Origin of the sequence: Staphylococcus equorum (assembly GCF_029531845.1) — a bacterium.
Classification (GTDB): domain Bacteria; phylum Bacillota; class Bacilli; order Staphylococcales; family Staphylococcaceae; genus Staphylococcus; species Staphylococcus equorum_C.
Genome location: NZ_JAMBPV010000024.1, coordinates 1 through 3352 on the forward strand (window position 1 = coordinate 1; position 3352 = coordinate 3352).

A 3352-nucleotide genomic window follows, 5' to 3' on the forward strand; every position below is an offset into this window, starting at 1 on the left:
CACATTTTATATTGTAAACGTAGGTGGCGGTTATTTAGATGGTGACCGCTATAACATGAACTTTAATATAGACACTAATGCGAAAGTGATATTAACTTCGCAAGGTGCAACGAAGATTTATAAAACGTTAAATGATCATGTGGAACAATATCAAAATTTCAATATTAAAGATAACGCTTATGCGGAATATGTAGGCGATCCAATTATCGCTTTTGAAAATGCCAAATTCTACCAACATAATACATTTAACTTGAGTTCAACAGCAGCTTTATTTTATACGGATATATTAACACCAGGATATTCTAAAGAAGGTAAAGCTTTTAGCTACACATATATGCATTTATTAAATGAAATTTACGTAGACGATGATCTCGTTGTATTTGATAATATGTTACTTGATCCAACTAAAAATAAAGTTGGTGGTATTGGTTATATGGAGCATTATAGCCACCTTGGGTCTTGTTATTTTATCCACCCAGATGTTAATCAAAAATTTATAGATAACGTATTCGATCAAATTAAACACTTGCAACAAGAATATGATTGTCGTTTTGGTATTACACACTTACCAACACACGGTTTTAGTATTCGTATTTTATCTAATAAAACACAAGTAATCGAAAAGATTTTAACGACATTACAAACTTATGTTGTTAAAAAAATCTTCGATCGTGACGTTGACTTTTTAAGGAAATATTAGACAATAATTCCCCTGAGTATATAAAATGTACTCAGGGGAATTTATAAATTAAATCAATATTTTAAACTTGATTTCATATGAGATGGTTGCACCAATTATATTATTTCAGCACAATCCGAAGAACTAAAGGCTGAGACCGCACCCACGGAAAGTGTGCACAATTCATCGTAAAGTGCTATCGATAGTAAAAAAGCCTCTAAGTACATTTTGAGTACCTAGAGGCTTTTACGTATATAAGTTGTTTTATTGAACTACAGACTTAGCTTTTATATTAGATTAAGTAACCAAACTAAACTTATCCCTAATAAAACAATCGTAACGATGTAAATCAATAACTTTTGTCCTTTAGTTAAAGTTTTTTCTCCGTCCGTAAACAAACTAAATAACGAACCATCCTTGCCCATTAATAAAGCGATAGAATAAATAAGTAAGACTAAAGATAAAATAAATAATATTAATGCAACAAATACCATAATAGTACTCCTCTCACAATACAATCTGTTTTTCTTAGTTCTATGCTTATTCATTCTATCTTAATATTCAATTTTGTAAAATAAAGCCTATATAAACGGTCATAATGATTATATTTCTATACTGTTATGGTAATTCCCCTTTTTTCTCTAATCGTTTAACTTTAAAAGGTGCATAAATTAATACTACGATTAACACTAATCCTAAATAACCAATGAATGGATAAAAGAATGTCATTAAATCTGTAAAACCTGCAAAACTTACTGCAAAACCAATTAAAATAGATACTATATAAAACATTTTAAACTGCATTGTTTCAGGAGTAGTAAAACGTGTAGCAAGTGAATAGAACATACCTAAACACGTATTAAATATCATTAAATAGATAATGATAGACATGAAAATACCTAAGATTGGTGAGATATCATTTACCAGACCTAACATCGGCATTGGTAAATCACCAACTGTTTCAATCTTCGAAAATATCGCAAAATGACTTATCAATATCATTATACCTAGAACGAATCCTCCGACGAAGCCGCCCCATGCAGCTATCTTAGGATTTTTCTCGCTACCGCCCATAACAATTGCCATAGTTGCTCCTAAACTGATATTTAGCGAAACGTAGTTAACACCTGATATAAACCAATTCGGAACAGCTGATGTATGCCCTTTAGCTAAATTATTAAGTTCAGTAAATGAACCAGACATTGTGAATAGACAATAAACTGCAACAACGAGAATAGCTATAATCAATAATGGTGTAATATTACCAATAACTTTAACAACATTATCTACACGTAACATGCCAAATATAAATATTAAGATAACCATTAATAGTGTTCCTAATACTGCCGGTATACCAAACTGTTGTTCAAAGTTCGATCCGCCACCAGCAAGCATTACGACACCAAATCCAAATAAAGCGATAATGAGTACGATATCAATCACCCATGCTAGCACTTTACCAAACAATGAACCACCAGTTAATTTATGTATTACGTCATTATGACTCTCTGCTTTAAACTTACTGCCCAGCCATACGAGCACCATGCCTATATATGAAAATAACACTGTTGAAACAATTGCTGCTAATATACCTACCATACCGAAACTAGTGAAATATTGTAGAATCTCTTGCCCTGAAGCAAATCCAGCACCTACAATTATACCAATTAAGGCACTACCTATTAAAAATACCTTCTTCATAGTAATCCCCTTTGTTAGCAATAATTTTTTGTTAAAACGCAAAACCATCATTGTGAAGTCGAATATATTACAGTCGATAACCCCTTTGTACACGTCTATAAATGAAAAATCCGTATAGTCTCTCACAATAATGTAAACGCTTGCATATTCATAGTAACTTACTTGACTTTACTTTTCAAACTACTAAAAATACCCATCATTGATAGTTTCACATTATATAATACCCGTTTTTAACCAATACTAATATCATTATAGAGAAAACAAATTTTTAAACTTATCACTATAAAACTGATACAATTATGTAGTGCAATATTCAAAAATAATTATAGGAGTGGTCTTATGGTAGAAGAATACATATATAAAAATACCGTACAACCATCTTGGATTGACCGTAATAATCATATGCACGACGCACAATATTATTCGATTTTCAGTGATGCAGTTGTTGGTTTCTTTGAATCTGTAGATTTATCTATTTCATATCGTCCTAATCAAGAAGTAACGATATTTAGTATGGAAGCGCATATTTCATTTTTAAAGGAATTATTACTAGACGATTCGTTTTATATTAAAGTTCGTATTTATGATTATGATGCAAAAAGAGTTCACCTCTTCTTAACGATGTATAATCAGCAAGACGAGCGTAATGCTACATATGAAGTAATCATGATGGGTGTGAGTAATCAAACACGTCGCAGTATGGATTTTCCTCCACCAGTTTATGATAAAATCCAAGCTTATTTTGATCGTCAACAATCCTTCGAGGCACCTAAACAACTTGGTCATGTAATTGGTGTTCCTAGAAAATAAGTATACGTTACCTAAAAGGCTTATATTGGGGCTTGAATTTAGGATCAGTACCATTTTATCCAATACAACAGGCAAAAGTTTCCAACAGTCGCTCACAGATAGCACAACAGAATATATAAAGAGAGACTCCAGAACATAGACAAACCAAACGCCAATACAGCC

Annotated in this window: 4 protein-coding genes; 2 read left to right on the forward strand and 2 right to left on the reverse strand. The window is 31.8% G+C overall.

What is annotated here, in order from left to right; genetic code table 11:
- Nucleotides 1-700, forward strand: a 700-nt coding sequence (locus tag M4L39_RS14440) for an urease accessory protein UreD (protein WP_277582620.1), incomplete at its 5' end; no start/stop codon positions are given.
- A 266-nt stretch (nucleotides 701-966) separates the two neighbouring features.
- Here the strand turns inward: M4L39_RS14440 and M4L39_RS14445 are convergent.
- Nucleotides 967-1173, reverse strand: a complete 207-nt coding sequence (locus tag M4L39_RS14445) for a hypothetical protein (protein ID WP_277582621.1) — start codon at nucleotides 1171-1173, stop codon at nucleotides 967-969.
- A 124-nt stretch (nucleotides 1174-1297) separates the two neighbouring features.
- On the reverse strand, nucleotides 1298-2380 hold the full coding sequence (locus tag M4L39_RS14450) for a YkvI family membrane protein (RefSeq protein WP_277582622.1): 1083 nt from the start codon (nucleotides 2378-2380) through the stop codon (nucleotides 1298-1300).
- A gap of 339 nt (nucleotides 2381-2719) precedes the next feature.
- Between M4L39_RS14450 and M4L39_RS14455 the strand changes: the two genes are divergently transcribed.
- Nucleotides 2720-3190 (forward strand): thioesterase family protein, encoded by a 471-nt coding sequence (locus M4L39_RS14455; RefSeq protein ID WP_277582623.1) that lies wholly within the window; start codon nucleotides 2720-2722, stop codon nucleotides 3188-3190.
- Nucleotides 3191-3352 lie beyond the last annotated feature (162 nt).